Source organism: Streptococcus mitis, assembly GCF_023109105.1.
GTDB lineage: Bacteria > Bacillota > Bacilli > Lactobacillales > Streptococcaceae > Streptococcus > Streptococcus mitis_BW.
In genome coordinates this window covers 129624-144373 of sequence record NZ_JALDTZ010000002.1, presented here as the reverse complement: position 1 = coordinate 144373, position 14750 = coordinate 129624, and the positions used below count along the sequence as shown (strand labels likewise).

The window sequence follows — 14750 nt, the reverse complement described above, 5'->3', positions numbered from 1 at the left end:
TATTTTCATAGGGGAAGATATGGTATAATAAAAAGATAAGGTAAAGGTAAAAATATGGCTAAATTGATTCCGGGGAAAGTCCGTATCGAAGGCGTTGCCCTTTATGAAACTGGTAAGGTTGACATTATCAAGGAAAAGAACAATCGGCTCTACGCTCGCGTTGCAGAAGAAGAACTGCGCTATAGTTTAGAGGATGATTTGGTTTTTTGTGCCTGCGATTTTTTCCAAAAGAGGGGCTACTGTGTGCATTTGGCAGCGCTGGAGCATTTTCTGAAAAATGATGAGCGTGGTCAGGAAATCTTGCAAAGTCTGGAAGAAGGTCATGAAGAAAAAGAGGCCGTTGAAACTAAGGTGACCTTGGGCGGTAAATTTTTGGACCGAATCTTATCTCCAAAATCAGACCGAGCCTATGAATTATCGGCTGTGGGACAAGTGGAAGCAGGAACCAATCATATCTTGTGGACACTTAGAATCGGACAAATCAATAGTCAAAAATACTATGTCATTCGGGATATTCCACTCTTTTTAAAAGTTGTCGAGAAGAGAAAACCTTATATGATTGGAAAAACTTATGAGGAGTCTCTGTCTTGGGAAGTCTTTGATGAGGCCAGTCAAGAACTTCTGACTTTCTTGCGCGGACTAATGGAGGAAGGAACGACTCCAGACCTCTTTTTCCAAAATCAAGGTCGGCATCTCTTTTTCCCTCTGACTTTTTTTGAGCAGGGTGTGAATTTATTGATGACCTTATCCCATTTTCAATTTGACTATCAAGTAGATAGTTACCAAACCCTGCTCTTTCAGGATATGAATGCGGATGCCAATCTATTTGCTTTTACAGTAACAGAATACTCGGATTATTTTGAAATGGAAATCAGTGAGGGTCCAAGGGTCAATGCCTTTTATCAGGGGGCTGTGCTTTTCCATAAAGGACAGGTTTATTTTCTAACAGACCAGCAGATGCGTCTTCTCAAGGAAATTAAAGCCTTGCCTTTGGATCAAGATGGAAAGAAATACCTGCAATTTGATAGCAGTGACCGAGATAAGTTGGCTTCTTGTTTAATTCTCTTTAGCCAGATGGGCACCGTTTTAGCTCCGGAACGCTTACAAATCAAAACTTTTGCGCCCTCTTTTTACTTTGACAGGGAAGAGGATAATCGGATTCGTTTAGAAATTCAGTTTGATTATGGGGATAGGCAGGTGTCTAGCCGACAAGAGTTAGAAGAATTACCATTTTCGAGTGTTGCTGATTTGGAAGAAAGAATTTTCCAAGTCTGTTTGGCTGCGGGCTTTGAAGCAGATTTTCAATCTTGGCGTCAGGCCTTAAAAGCGGAGTCTGTCTATCATTTTTTCCATGAAATCATTCCAGTCTTTGAAAAACTCGGGAATGTTGACCTATCAGACAAGCTAGAAGAACTTTATAGCATAGCAAGCCCTCAAGTGCAGATTGCGTCCAAGGGAGGTCTCTTGGAAATCCAGTTTGATTTTCAAGATATTGCCCAAGAAGAAATTGACCAAGCCATGCAGGCCTTGGTTGCCAACAAGAATTTTTACATTAATTCGTACAATCAAGTCTACTTTTTCGATGACGAAACCAAGAAAATTCGCCAAAATCTACAGGAACTAGGCCAGTTTGAATTAAAAGATGGCTCCTTGCAGGCTCGGAAATCTTTGGCTTATAGTTTAGCACATCTCTTTGAAGGGCGAGACCGTGTTTCTTTTTCACAAGAATTCCAGAATCTGGCTCACGATTTGACGCATCCAGAGGACTTTCCTCGACAAGCAACTCAGGTCAAGGCTGACTTGCGTGATTATCAGGAAAAGGGAATCGGCTGGCTACAAATGCTGCATCATTATGGTTTTGGCGGGATTTTGGCTGATGATATGGGACTTGGTAAAACCCTACAGACCATTGCTTTTTTGACCAGCCAAGTGACAAAAGAAAGTCGGATTTTGATTTTAGCACCGTCAGGTTTGATCTACAACTGGGCAGATGAGTTTCAGAAATTTGCTCCACAGTTGGATGTGGCTGTTGTTCATGGTTTGAAAGCTAATCGTGAAGAGATTCTTGCCGAGAGCCATCAAATCTATGTGACGAGCTATGCCACCTTCCGTCAGGATAGTGAGCTTTATCAGGGGATGTCCTTTGACTTCCTTTTCTTAGATGAGGCTCAGGTCATGAAAAATGCCCAGACCAAGATTGCCCAGACCTTGAGACAGTTTGTGGTGCCGGCAGTCTTTGCCTTATCAGGGACTCCTATTGAAAACCATCTGGGTGAGCTGTGGTCTATTTTCCAAATCGTCATGCCTGGGCTTTTGCCAAGCAAGAAAGAATTTATGAAATTGCCAGCAGAGCGAGTGGCTCAGTTTATCAAGCCTTTCGTTATGCGGCGCAAGAAAGAAGAAGTTCTGACTGAATTGCCAGACTTGATTGAAGTAGTTTATAAGAATGAACTAGAAGACCAGCAAAAGGCTATCTATCTAGCTCAGTTGCAACAGATGCGGGACCGTCTGGCTCAAGTGTCAGATCAGGAATTTCAGCGAAGTCGTGTGGAGATCTTATCTGGTTTAATGCGCTTGCGTCAAATCTGTGACACCCCTGCCCTCTTTATGGAAGATTATCAGGGAGCCAGTGGGAAACTGGATAGTCTTCGAGACCTACTGGTCCAGGTGGCAGACGGCGGACACCGTGTCTTGATTTTCTCGCAGTTCAAGGGAATGTTGGAGAAAATTGAACAAGAACTGCCAGACTTGGGCATGACATCCTTTAAAATTACGGGTTCAACCCCATCCAAGGAAAGACAAGACATGACTAAGGCCTTTAATCAAGGGGAAAGAGATGCCTTTCTGATTTCCCTCAAGGCGGGTGGTGTCGGTCTGAACCTGACAGGTGCTGATACAGTTATCTTGGTTGACCTTTGGTGGAATCCTGCGGTGGAAGAGCAAGCTATTGGCCGTGCCCACCGGATGGGTCAGCAAGAAATGGTTGAGGTTTATCGCTTGGTAACCAAGGGAACCATTGAAGAAAAAATTCAGGAACTCCAAGAACAGAAGAAACATCTGGTGTCACAAGTATTGGACGGCACAGAGTCACGTGGCAGTCTGACCCTAGCAGAAATTAGAGAAATTTTAGGAATTTCTGAAGCCAGCACTTGAAAAATCAAGACAATACGCTATAATGAAGTGTTGAAAGGAAATAGAAAATGAGAGAAGAACGATTTCCATTGGTGTCAGATGACGAGGTTATGCTGACTGAGATGCCGGTTATGGATCTCTATGATGAATCTGACTTTATCAGTAATATCAAGGGTGAGTATCGAGATAAAAATTATTTAGAATGGGCTCCTATTACTGAAGAAAAACCAGTCAAACAGATTGAAAAGCCAGTAGAGAAGCTTAAAAAGGCCCCTTTAGGTGTTAAAAAAGAAGGAAAGAGCTATGCGGAGCAGGCGCGTGAAGAAGCGCGTGCGGATTTGAAAAAGAAACGCTCAGCAAATTATCTGACCAAGGATATTACTCCTACAAGACGCCATTCTCAGCCAAGTCTGGTTAGACAGGGCAATCAACCTACCGCGCCTTTCCAAAAGGAAAATCCTGGTGAATTTGTCAAATATAGTCAAAAATTGACCCAGTCTCATTACATCTTGGCGGAAGAAGTGAGCCATATTTCGACTCAAGCTGAGTCAAAAGAAACTTCAGGCCCAAAGAAAAACAACTATGATTTTCTAAAGAAGAGCCAAATCTACAATAAAAAGAATCAACAAACAGAACAAGAACGTCGGGTTGCCCAAGAGTTGAATCTGACAAGAATTACGGAATAGGGGAGAAAAGATGTCAAAGACATATCATTTTATCGGAATTAAGGGATCAGGGATGAGTGCCTTGGCCTTGATGTTGCACCAAATGGGGCATAAGGTACAGGGTTCAGATGTTGAAAAGTACTACTTTACTCAACGTGGTCTTGAGCAGGCAGGAATTACCATTCTTCCTTTTGATGAAAAGAATCTAGACGGAGATATGGAAATTATCGCTGGGAATGCCTTTCGTCCAGATAACAACGTCGAAATTGCCTACGCGGACCAAAATGGCATCAGCTACAAACGTTACCATGAGTTCCTAGGTAGCTTTATGAGTGACTTTGTCAGCATGGGAGTAGCTGGAGCGCATGGAAAAACTTCAACTACAGGTATGTTGTCTCATGTCTTGTCGCACATCACAGATACTAGCTTCTTGATTGGAGATGGGACAGGTCGCGGTTCAGCCAATGCCAAATATTTTGTCTTTGAATCTGACGAATATGAGCGTCACTTCATGCCTTACCATCCAGAATACTCTATTATCACCAACATTGACTTTGACCATCCAGACTATTTCACAAGTCTTGAGGATGTCTTCAATGCCTTTAACGACTATGCTAAACAAATTACCAAAGGTTTGTTTATCTACGGTGAGGATGCTGAATTGCGTAAAATTACATCTAATGCTCCGATTTATTATTATGGTTTTGAAGCAGAAGGCAATGACTTTGTAGCTAGCGATCTTCTTCGTTCAACAACTGGTTCAACCTTCACAGTTCACTTCCGTGGACAAGAGTTGGGGCAATTCCACATTCCAACCTTTGGTCGTCACAATATCATGAATGCGACAGCTGTTATTGGTCTTCTTTACACAGCAGGATTTGATTTGAACTTGGTGCGTGAACACTTGAAAACATTTGCAGGTGTTAAGCGTCGTTTCACTGAGAAAATTGTCAATGATACGGTGATTATCGATGACTTTGCCCACCATCCAACAGAAATCATTGCAACCTTGGATGCGGCTCGTCAGAAATACCCAAGCAAGGAAATTGTAGCAGTATTCCAACCGCATACTTTTACAAGAACCATTGCCTTGTTGGACGAATTTGCCCACGCTTTGAATCAAGCAGATGCAGTTTATCTAGCCCAAATCTATGGATCTGCTCGTGAAGTGGACCATGGTGATGTCAAAGTAGAAGATCTAGCTAATAAAATCAACAAGAAACACCAAGTGATCACTGTTGAAAATGTTTCTCCACTCCTAGACCATGACAATGCTGTTTACGTCTTTATGGGAGCAGGAGATATCCAAACCTATGAGTATTCATTTGAACGTCTCTTGTCTAATTTGACAAGCAATGTTCAATAGGATCTTCCCATGGAAATTCCAATTAAGATTATTCAGGCAAGTAAGTCTGATTTGGCTGAGATAGAGGCACTTCAGGCTTCATCTTTTCCAGCTGAAAAGCAACTTACTTCCCATATTTTAGAAGAAAGTATCCGTAAGTGTGCGGATACCTTTCTTCTAGCTAGGGATGAAAATCAGCTTCTGGGCTATATTATAAGTAGTCCTCAGTCACGCGACCCGCAATGTCTAGAAATACATTCTTTAGTTATTGATGCTAATTATCAGAGACAGGGACTGGGAACGCTTCTTCTTGCAGCTTTGAAAGAGGTGGCAGTTGAGCTGGATTACAAAGGTATTCGTTTGAAGAGCCCTGATGAGCTGCTTTCCTATTTTGAAATGAACGGTTTTATTGATGAAGAAGAGACAGCTTCGCTTTATGTAGCTAGTCAAGGTTTTAGTATGATTTGGTTTAATCCCTTTTATCTGGAGGAGCAATGAAAATCAGGAAAGCAAGATTAGAAGATTTGGATCGTATCGTTGAGATTGAACTAGAAAATTTCTCTATAGAAGAAGCCATTCCTCGCTCTGTTTTTGAGGCGCATTTGCGAGAAATTCAGACCTCGTTTCTGGTTGCAGAAAAAGAGGGTAAGATTATTGGTTATATAGAGGGACCAGTTGGACCAAACCGCCATCTGCAGGACCAGTCTTTTACAGAAGAGATAGAAGATTATAGTCATGAGCCGGGTGGCTATATTTCTGTGACCTGTCTTTCTATTGCCAAGGACGCACAAGGACTCGGATTGGGTAAGAAATTACTGGTAGCCTTGAAAGAACTGGCTCTTGAAGATGAGAGAGATGGCATTAACCTAACCTGTCATGACTATCTCATCGCCTATTATGAAAAGCATGGATTTGTCAATGAAGGCCAGTCCCAGTCAACCTTTGCAGGAGAAATCTGGTATGATATGGTCTGGGAAGCTAAAAAATAGGCAAGGTAAGGCATCATAGGTTGCTTTTCCTAAACTTTTAAGATATAATATTATGGATTGTCAACGAGGAGGATAAACTTTTGAGTGAAAAGCCAAGAGAAGACGAAAAATTAAGCTTTAAAGAGCAGATTTTACGTGATTTAGAGAGAGTAAAAAAACATGAAGAAGAACAGGAGGAAGTTAATTTAGCTTCAATAAAACCCCAACGTTCTTCTAAAAATGACCAGTCAATAGAAGATTTGATGGAAGATTCTCTATCAGCTGTAGAGGAGATTATGAGAAACGCTCCTACCGTGCCTACTCATCCAAGTCAAGATTTACCAGCTTCTCCAGCAGATGAGATAAAAAGAGAAACTCTTACTGTTCCAAGCCATCCAAGTCAAGATGTGCCTTCATCTCCCGCAGAAGAGGCTGTAAGACAAGCTCCTAGTCACCCGAGTCAAGAAGGACCTTCTACTCCATCAGCTGAGGGAGTATCAAGACCAGCTCCAGGACCTGTTAGTCCTAGAAACGTAGAAAAAGAATTTAATGAAATCCCAATGAGGGTAGCTGTTTCTTATAAGACAGAAGGGCAGAAAGAAGTAGTAAAAAGAGAAGTTCCTGCTTCACAACCAGTAGTGGAAAAGAAAGCTGTAGAAGAAATGCCTGCAACTCCACGTCGTAGCCGTCGTGAGACAGTTCAGCCTACTAAGAAGAAAAAATCAGGATTCAAGGCCTTCTTTATTTCTCTACTAATTTTCCTAGGCTTGATTTCAGCAGGTGGTTACTTTGGTTATCAGTATGTTCAGTCATCTTTGCAGCCTGTGGATGCTTCATCGAAACAATATGTGACAGTGCAAATCCCAGAAGGGGCCAATGTTCAAACAATCGGTAAGACACTTGAAAATGCTGGCTTGATTAAACATGGAGTGATTTTTGCTTTTTATGCGAAATATAAAAATTATTCAGATTTGAAGTCTGGCTATTACAATTTGCAAAAGAGCATGAGTACAGAAGACATCATCCACGAACTACAAAAAGGTGGAACAGCTGAAGCTCAAGAACCTGCGCTTGCGACTTTAACAATTCCAGAAGGTTATACGATTGACCAAATGGCACAAGCAGTAGGTCAATTGCAAGGTGACTTCAAAGAGCCTTTGACAGCGGATGCTTTCCTAGCAAAAGTTCAAGATGATAACTTTATCAGCCAAGCAGTTGCCAAATATCCTAGTCTACTTGAAAGCTTGCCTACAAAGGAAAGTGGCGTTCGTTATCGTTTGGAAGGTTTCCTTTTCCCAGCTACTTACTCTATCAAGGAAAGCACAACTGTTGAAAGCTTGATTGATGAGATGTTGGCAGCTATGGATAAAACTTTGGCACCTCATTATAGTGCGATCAAGTCTAAAAATTTGACAGTTAATGAATTGTTGACTATAGCTTCACTTGTCGAAAAAGAAGGTGCTAAGACTGACGATCGTAAGTTGATTGCAGGTGTCTTCTACAATCGTTTGAACCTTGGTATGCCACTTCAAAGCAATATTGCAATCTTGTATGCCCAAGGGAAACTTGGCCAAAATATTAGCCTAGCAGACGATGCTGGAATTGACACATCGATTAATTCACCATACAATGTTTATACAAAACCTGGTTTGATGCCTGGTCCAGTAGATAGTCCAAGTCAGGACGCGATTGAAGCAAGTATCAACCAAACAAAGAGTGAGAACCTCTACTTTGTAGCCAATGTTACAGATGGTAAAGTCTATTACGCAGTGACACAGGAAGAACATGATCGTAATGTTGCTGAGCACGTCAATAGCAAACTTACTCAAAATAGTAGTTCAAACTAAGACTACAAAAATGAGAATCTCAGATAGAGATTCAATACTATCGAAAGAAAGTTGAGAAAAATGGCAGAAAAAACATATCCTATGACCCTTGCGGAAAAGGAAAAACTTGAAAAAGAATTAGAAGAATTGAAATTGGTTCGCCGACCAGAAGTGGTAGAACGCATTAAGATTGCCCGTTCATACGGTGACCTTTCTGAAAACAGTGAATATGAGGCAGCTAAGGATGAACAAGCCTTTGTTGAAGGACAAATCTCTAGCTTGGAAACAAAAATCCGTTATGCTGAAATCGTCAATAGCGACTCAGTTGCTGATGATGAAGTAGCGATTGGTAAAACAGTCACTATCCAAGAAATTGGTGAGGACGAAGAAGAAGTTTATATTATCGTAGGTTCAGCGGGTGCGGATGCCTTTGCAGGTAAGGTTTCAAATGAAAGCCCAATTGGACAAGCCTTGATTGGCAAGAAAACAGGTGACACAGCAACCATTGAAACACCTGTTGGTAGCTATGATGTAAAAATCTTGAAGGTTGAAAAAACAGCCTAAAAACAGAAAAAAGGAGTGGGGAGGCGATGCGCTTCACTTACTCCTTTTTCCATTTTGATACTCTTCGAAAATCAAATTCAAACCACGTCAGCGTAGCCTTGCCGTACTCAAGTACAGCCTGCGGCTAGCTTCCTAGTTTGCTCTTTGATTTTCATTGAGTATAAATTAAATTGAATTGGAGACGTTATGAGTTCAAAGAAGAAAAAAAATAAGATGGAGCGTGGTCTGACCAATCGTCACGTGCAGGTGATGGCCATTGCTGGAACAATCGGAACAGGACTCTTTTTGGGAGCAGGTCGCTCTATCAGCCTAACAGGTCCTTCCATTGTACTGATTTATATGATTACAGGTGCTTTCATGTTCCTCATGATGCGTGCGGTTGGGGAAATGCTCTACCAAGACCCTGAGCAACATACCTTTATCAACTTTATTACGCGCCATTTGGGTAAGGGCTGGGGTTATTTCTCGGTCTGGTCTTACTGGCTATCCGTTGTCTTTATCGGTATGGCGGAAATCACAGCTATCTCGCACTATGTTCAGTTCTGGTTCCCTAGCTGGCCAAGTTGGATGATTGAGATTGGATTTTTGACCATTCTAGCCTTGGTCAATCTGATTGCGGTGAAGCTCTTTGGAGAAGTTGAGTTTTGGTTTGCGATGGTCAAGATTGTGGCTATTTTAGCCATGATTGCGACAGGAGTCTTTATGGTCTTGACAGGCTTTAAGACACCTCATGGAGTAGCAAGTTTGGCCAATATTGCTGACAATTTCTCCCTCTTCCCAAATGGTGGAGTAAACTTTGTCATGGCCTTCCAGATGGTGTTCTTTGCCTACCTCATGATTGAGTTTATCGGGGTCACAACTTCTGAAACTAAAAATCCACGTCAGGTCTTGCCAAAAGCCGTTAAGGAAATTCCTTTGCGTATTGCCTTTTTCTACGGTGGTGCCCTCTTAGCCATTATGGCTATCATTCCATGGCGTGAGCTTGCTTCTGCTGATTCTCCTTTTGTTACAGTATTTGAATTGGCAGGTATCAAGTGGGCGGCAGCCTTGATTAACTTCGTCGTTTTGACATCAGCAGCATCTGCCCTTAACTCAACCCTCTACTCAACAGGTCGTCATTTGTATCAGATTGCCCATGATTCGCCAAATCCATTCCTAAAAGCGATCAAGGCAGATACACTTTCTCGTCACAATGTGCCACAAAATGCCATCATCGCTTCAGCGGTTTTGATTGCCCTAGCAGCCTTTATCAACGTATTGCCAGGAGTTTCGGATGCCTTTGCCTTGATTACAGCATCATCATCAGGTGTCTATATCGCTATCTATATCTTGATTATGGTGGCTCACCTCAAGTATCGCAAGTCACCAGACTTTATGGCAGATGGCTACCTCATGCCTCATTATCGTTTCTTAAATCCTTTAACCATGCTCTTCTTTGCCTTTGTCTTTGTAACCCTCTTTTTACAAGAGTCTACATTTGTAGGAGCAATCGGCTCAGCTATCTGGATTATCGGTTTCGGGATTTACAGCCAGTGGAAATTTAGAAAATAGATTTGAAACTCATCAACTTAGTTTGGTGGGTTTTTGCTAGTTTGACAGTCTTTTGAAATAAGACTATAATCAAGCTGTATCAGTTTTTAAGGAGGTTTGGATGTACTTTAGATTGGAAAATAAGGAATCCCATAAATCACAAGAAATAGGGAACCTGATTCGTGTTTATAATCGTTCAAAAAGAGAAAAAGCTGAAAGTGAGCCACTTAATCTTTGTGTCGAAGATGAAAAGGGCAATCTCCTGGCAGGTTTGATAGCTGAGACTTTCGGAAATTGGCTGGAAATCGAATATTTGTTTGTGAAAGAGGAGCTACGAGGACAAGGAATTGGTTCGAAACTACTGCAACAAGCAGAAAATGAAGCTAAGAATCGAAATTGTCGTTTTGCTTTTGTCAATACCTACCAGTTTCAGGCTCCAGATTTTTATAAAAGGCATGGCTACAAAGAAGTCTTTACCTTACAAGACTATCCCTACATTGGGCAAAGATATTATTACCAAAAGGATTTGTAAGGAGAATATGAAAGCATAAATCAAAGAGGGGGGCTTGACATAAGTATGAAGGAGATTCTCGGTAAATACTAGTTAGAATCTAGAAATTGTGTCTTTCTAGGTGATATTGAGGACAATACAATCGCAGCTGAGAAATTGGTAATCAAGGTCTATAAGGTTAAGAAAAGAAGTGATGTCGTCGATATTTTGAAATCCTATATTTAAACTTAACACTCTCTATTTTGTGGTAGAGAGTTTTTTGTTAATAAAATTTTACAAAATGACATTTATATATTGCATTAAGTTAGATATATGATATAATGTTGTTGAAAAGAGGCGCAACTTTTTAAGAATGTGAAGGAGGACGCTAGTGGCTAAAAATTTAAAATTAAAATTAGCTCGGGTGGAGCGTGATTTAACACAAGGGGATTTGGCAGAAGCTGTGGGCGTTACTAGGCAGACTATAGGCTTGATTGAAGCTGGGAAATACAATCCTAGTCTCTCCCTCTGCCAGTCCATTTGCAGATGCTTAGGAAAAACATTAGACCAACTATTTTGGGAGGAAGAAGATGAAAAATAGAAAAAAACTTGTGATCAAAGATGAACGTACAGAAAAATTGGATGGAAAGATTTCAGGAGAAATTCTTTTGGGAATGTGCCTATTTTTAGCACTGGAAATTTTTGCCAAAGTTTATATTTTTAATTTAACGCTTCTATCCTATTCACCAGAATTACTTTTATTGATTGGAGTAGGTTTGTATGCCATTATTCGCCGCATGTATGTAGGAATTGATATTCGAGATATTGTTGAGAATACTGGAAAAGAAAGAATTTTATCTGCTTTGGGATTTTCTATAGTGATTTTATTGATTGATATCATAGGCAATCGCGAGGAGCTGGTCAGTCTATTGACTTGGAAGTACTCCCTAAAAGTGGTTCTAGCAGTTATCATCTATCTCGTTGGGAGTTTTTCTATGGATAGAGTTATCCTATACTTGAATCGCAGAAATCAGCAAGTTTGGGAGGAAGAAGATGAAAAATAGATTTTTTTATTATCAATTACTAGACGAAAGAGAAGAACAACTGATCAATAAAGCGGGGGCTGAAAGTTTCTATATCTCTATAGCTTTCTTGCTTTTATCTTATATGATTGCAGTATTAGCACCAAGTCTTTTTAATTCTAATATGCTGCTCATCGTTATCTTCATAGGGATATTTTACTTTTTTAACCGTGCCCGTTATCTGGGAGTGACCTACTATAGTCGTTTTCATTTTACGATTTTGGGTTGTTTTTTCCTAACCTTGGCTATTACGGCTCTTTTGATGTTGCAGAATTATCAATTCAACATAGAAATTTATCAGCACAATCCTTTGAACGTTAAATACTTATCTGCTTGGGTCATTACTTATCTGATTTACCTTCCTTGGGTTTTTATCGGTAATCTCGGCCTTAAAAGTTATGGCGAATGGGCTCAGAAAAAGTTTGAACAAGACATGGATGAACTGGAGAGTGGAGAATAGCTTGTTACTCTTTTCTCAATCCAGCTAAAATGTGATATAATAGTACTAATTTATTGGAATACATGAAAGTTTTTGAAAATTTTTATGGGTTTCTAGCTAAGGAAGTAGGAAAAGTATGTATCCAGATGATAGTTTGACATTGCACACGGACTTGTACCAGATTAACATGATGCAGGTTTACTTTGACCAAGGGATTCACAATAAAAAGGCGGTCTTTGAGGTTTATTTCCGCCAGCAGCCTTTTAAGAACGGCTATGCGGTTTTTGCAGGTTTGGAAAGAATTGTGAGTTATCTTGAAGACCTGCGTTTTTCAGATAGTGATATTGCCTATTTGGAGTCTCTAGGCTATCATGGGGCATTCTTGGATTACCTTCGCAATTTCAAGTTGGAGTTGACCGTTCGTTCTGCCCAAGAAGGGGACTTGGTCTTTGCTAATGAACCGATTGTGCAGGTGGAAGGCCCTCTAGCACAATGTCAGTTGGTCGAAACGGCTCTTTTGAACATCGTCAACTACCAGACCTTGGTGGCGACTAAGGCAGCTCGTATTCGTTCAGTCATTGAAGATGAACCTTTAATGGAGTTTGGGACACGTCGGGCGCAAGAGATGGATGCGGCTATCTGGGGAACACGCGCAGCGGTGATTGGTGGAGCCAATGGAACCAGCAACGTGCGTGCTGGTAAACTCTTTGATATTCCTGTCTTGGGGACTCACGCCCATGCCTTGGTACAGGTTTATGGTAACGACTATGAAGCTTTCAAGGCTTACGCTGCGACCCACAAAAACTGTGTCTTTCTTGTGGACACCTATGACACCCTTCGCATTGGGGTACCCGCTGCCATTCAAGTGGCGCGTGAGCTGGGTGACCAGATTAACTTTATGGGTGTGCGGATTGACTCAGGGGATATTGCCTACATTTCCAAGAAAGTTCGTCAGCAATTGGACGAGGCTGGATTTACAGAGGCTAAGATTTATGCTTCTAATGATCTAGATGAAAATACCATCCTCAACCTCAAGATGCAAAAAGCCAAGATTGATGTCTGGGGCGTGGGTACAAAGCTGATTACAGCCTATGACCAGCCAGCTCTTGGGGCAGTTTATAAGATTGTGGCCATCGAAGATGAAAATGGTCAGATGCGCAATACGATCAAGCTGTCTAATAATGCGGAAAAAGTGTCTACGCCAGGTAAGAAGCAGGTGTGGCGCATTACCAGTCGTGAAAAAGGCAAGTCAGAAGGCGATTATATCACTTATGACGGTGTGGATGTGAGTGACATGACGGAAATCAAAATGTTCCATCCGACCTATACCTACATCAAGAAGACGGTTCGTAATTTTGATGCCGTTCCTCTCTTAGTGGATATCTTCAAAGACGGAAAATTGATTTACAACCTGCCTAGCTTGACTGAGATTCAGGATTATGCTCGTAAGGAATTTGACAAGCTTTGGGATGAGTACAAGCGCGTACTCAATCCGCAACATTATCCAGTGGATTTGGCGCGTGATGTATGGCAAGACAAGATGGACTTGATTGACAAAATGCGCAAGGAAGCCCTCGGCGAAGGAGAAGAAGAATGAGTTTGCAAGAAACGATTATCCAAGAACTGGGTGTCAAACCAGTGATTGATGCCCAGGAAGAAATCCGTCGTTCTATTGATTTCTTAAAAAGATACTTGAAAAAACATCCCTTCCTAAAGACCTTTGTACTAGGGATTTCTGGGGGACAAGACTCAACCTTAGCAGGACGTTTGGCTCAACTGGCCATGGAAGAACTGCGAGCAGAAACGGGAGATGACAGCTACAAATTTATCGCAGTCCGCCTGCCATATGGAGTGCAAGCTGATGAAGCAGATGCTCAAAAAGCCCTAGCCTTCATTCAGCCAGATATCAGTTTAGTGGTGAATATCAAGGAGTCTGCAGATGCTATGACAGCTGCAGTTGAAGCGACAGGTAGTCCTGTTTCAGATTTTAACAAGGGCAATATCAAGGCTCGTTGCCGTATGATTGCTCAGTATGCCCTTGCTGGTGCCCATAGTGGAGCGGTCATTGGAACAGACCATGCTGCGGAAAATATCACAGGCTTTTTTACCAAGTTTGGTGACGGTGGTGCGGATATTTTACCCCTGTTCCGCCTCAATAAACGCCAAGGAAAACAACTATTGAAGGAACTTGGTGCAGACCCAGCACTTTATGAAAAAATCCCAACAGCAGACCTAGAAGAAGACAAACCAGGTCTAGCTGACGAAGTAGCCCTCGGAGTCACTTATGAAGAGATTGACGACTACCTAGAAGGCAAAACAATCAGCCCAGAAGCCCAAGCAAGAATCGAAAACTGGTGGTACAAAGGCCAACACAAACGCCACTTACCCATCACCGTATTTGATGACTTTTGGGAGTAAAAAGGTCCTGTGGACCTTTTTACCCTGAGCCTAGAAATGAGAAAGCGAGGAAGGTCCGGGGGGACCTTTTTAGATTCTTGCCCTGAAATCAAAAAGAAAGAAAAACCTCCACTGGAGGTTTTCAGCCTCTCGCCTTGAAATAAGAAAGTGAGAGAAGGTCCGGGGGACCTTTTTACCCCGAGTCTAAAAATAGGAAAACGAGGCACCTCCAGTGGAGGTTTTCAGCCTCTCACCTTGAAATAAGAATGTGAGAGGAGGTCTGGGGGAGTTTTTTACCCCGAGCATGGAAAC

The 14750-nt window shown here is 41.6% G+C and carries 14 protein-coding genes; all 14 read left to right on the top strand.

The window, feature by feature from the left end; all coding sequences use genetic code 11:
- Positions 1-54 precede the first annotated feature (54 nt).
- The 14 genes from M1F37_RS02240 to nadE all read left to right on the top strand — a co-directional run bounded on the left by M1F37_RS02240 (position 55) and on the right by nadE (position 14459).
- Positions 55-3153: a DEAD/DEAH box helicase gene (locus M1F37_RS02240; protein WP_247934544.1), complete on the top strand. Its 3099-nt coding sequence runs from the start codon at positions 55-57 to the stop codon at positions 3151-3153.
- Positions 3154-3200: 47 nt separating this feature from the next.
- Positions 3201-3818 carry a cystathionine gamma-synthase gene (locus tag M1F37_RS02235; protein ID WP_247934543.1) on the top strand — a complete coding sequence of 206 codons (618 nt, stop codon included), beginning with the start codon at positions 3201-3203 and terminating at the stop codon, positions 3816-3818.
- A 10-nt stretch (positions 3819-3828) separates the two neighbouring features.
- A complete protein-coding gene (gene murC, locus M1F37_RS02230; protein ID WP_247934542.1) occupies positions 3829-5163 on the top strand; it encodes a UDP-N-acetylmuramate--L-alanine ligase in 1335 nt (444 codons plus the stop codon).
- Positions 5164-5172: 9 nt separating this feature from the next.
- A complete protein-coding gene (locus M1F37_RS02225) occupies positions 5173-5640 on the top strand; it encodes a GNAT family N-acetyltransferase (RefSeq protein ID WP_247934541.1) in 468 nt (155 codons plus the stop codon).
- Positions 5637-6131 (top strand): GNAT family N-acetyltransferase, encoded by a 495-nt coding sequence (locus M1F37_RS02220; RefSeq protein ID WP_247934540.1) that lies wholly within the window; start codon positions 5637-5639, stop codon positions 6129-6131. The genes M1F37_RS02225 and M1F37_RS02220 overlap by 4 nt, the downstream gene beginning before the upstream one ends.
- Positions 6132-6211: 80 nt before the next feature.
- On the top strand, positions 6212-7957 hold the full coding sequence (gene mltG, locus M1F37_RS02215; RefSeq protein ID WP_247934539.1) for an endolytic transglycosylase MltG: 1746 nt from the start codon (positions 6212-6214) through the stop codon (positions 7955-7957).
- Positions 7958-8017: 60 nt separating this feature from the next.
- Entirely contained in the window at positions 8018-8500 is a 483-nt protein-coding gene (gene greA, locus M1F37_RS02210; RefSeq protein WP_000818748.1) for a transcription elongation factor GreA, read from the top strand.
- Between the two features lie 186 nt (positions 8501-8686).
- Positions 8687-10051 carry an amino acid permease gene (locus tag M1F37_RS02205; protein ID WP_070842508.1) on the top strand — a complete coding sequence of 455 codons (1365 nt, stop codon included), beginning with the start codon at positions 8687-8689 and terminating at the stop codon, positions 10049-10051.
- A gap of 100 nt (positions 10052-10151) precedes the next feature.
- Complete coding sequence (locus tag M1F37_RS02200) at positions 10152-10562, top strand: GNAT family N-acetyltransferase (RefSeq protein ID WP_247934538.1); 411 nt, start codon at positions 10152-10154, stop codon at positions 10560-10562.
- 349 nt (positions 10563-10911) lie between these two features.
- Positions 10912-11121, top strand: coding sequence for a helix-turn-helix transcriptional regulator (locus tag M1F37_RS02195; RefSeq protein ID WP_001107502.1), 210 nt, complete (start codon positions 10912-10914; stop codon positions 11119-11121).
- The gene (locus M1F37_RS02190) at positions 11111-11584 is read left to right on the top strand and encodes a DUF6773 family protein (protein ID WP_033685358.1); all 474 of its coding nucleotides are present in this window, start codon (positions 11111-11113) and stop codon (positions 11582-11584) included. Before M1F37_RS02195 ends, M1F37_RS02190 begins: the two co-directional genes overlap by 11 nt.
- Complete coding sequence (locus M1F37_RS02185; protein ID WP_033685357.1) at positions 11574-12062, top strand: DUF6773 family protein; 489 nt, start codon at positions 11574-11576, stop codon at positions 12060-12062. The genes M1F37_RS02190 and M1F37_RS02185 overlap by 11 nt, the downstream gene beginning before the upstream one ends.
- 115 nt (positions 12063-12177) lie before the next feature.
- Positions 12178-13638, top strand: a complete 1461-nt coding sequence (locus M1F37_RS02180) for a nicotinate phosphoribosyltransferase (protein ID WP_033685356.1) — start codon at positions 12178-12180, stop codon at positions 13636-13638.
- The gene (gene nadE, locus M1F37_RS02175; RefSeq protein ID WP_033685355.1) at positions 13635-14459 is read left to right on the top strand and encodes an ammonia-dependent NAD(+) synthetase; all 825 of its coding nucleotides are present in this window, start codon (positions 13635-13637) and stop codon (positions 14457-14459) included. The genes M1F37_RS02180 and nadE overlap by 4 nt, the downstream gene beginning before the upstream one ends.
- Positions 14460-14750 lie beyond the last annotated feature (291 nt).